Annotated in this window: 1 pseudogene; it reads right to left on the bottom strand. The window is 72.0% G+C overall.

Annotation, left to right across the window (positions count from 1 at the left end):
* Positions 1-35: 35 nt before the first annotated feature.
* Positions 36-435, bottom strand: a pseudogene (locus tag ACQRUO_RS39735) (hypothetical protein); the annotation flags it as partial.

The following is a 435-nucleotide window of genomic DNA, read 5'->3' as shown; positions in this document are numbered from 1 at the left end:
CGGGCGCTCGACGGCCTTGATGTCATCGGAGGGGATCAGACCACGGGGTACCGGCCGGCTGTCGAGCTCGTGATCGCCGCGAGAGCGTGCCAGAGGCCCGGTTCGCCGGGTACGTGGTCGCTCCACCTGGCACCGATGTACCCGTCCGGCCGGATCAGCAGGGCCCCACGGGGGCACAGACCGCAGGCACCAGCGTGTTCGGGCGCGAGGGTCTCGAAGTGGACCGGCCACGCGACGCCGTCGGCGGCGGCTTGCTGCTCCCAGTGCGCACGATCGGGTGTGAGTACGGTGAACCACTCGCCGAGTGCGTCGAGCGTGGAGCGGTCCGGTGTAAGCCACAGGTGGGGCATGCGGTGGCCCGGCTGCGTGGTGGGGACGTAGTCGGTGCCGATGTCGGTGTCCGTGCCTGCATCGGGCGGCGCGGGCGGAGCGCCG

It is taken from the genome of Kitasatospora sp. LaBMicrA B282, assembly GCF_050325825.1.
Lineage (GTDB): Bacteria > Actinomycetota > Actinomycetes > Streptomycetales > Streptomycetaceae > Kitasatospora.
Note: the sequence above shows the minus strand (reverse complement) of the source record. Positions and strands in the feature narration are given on the sequence as shown.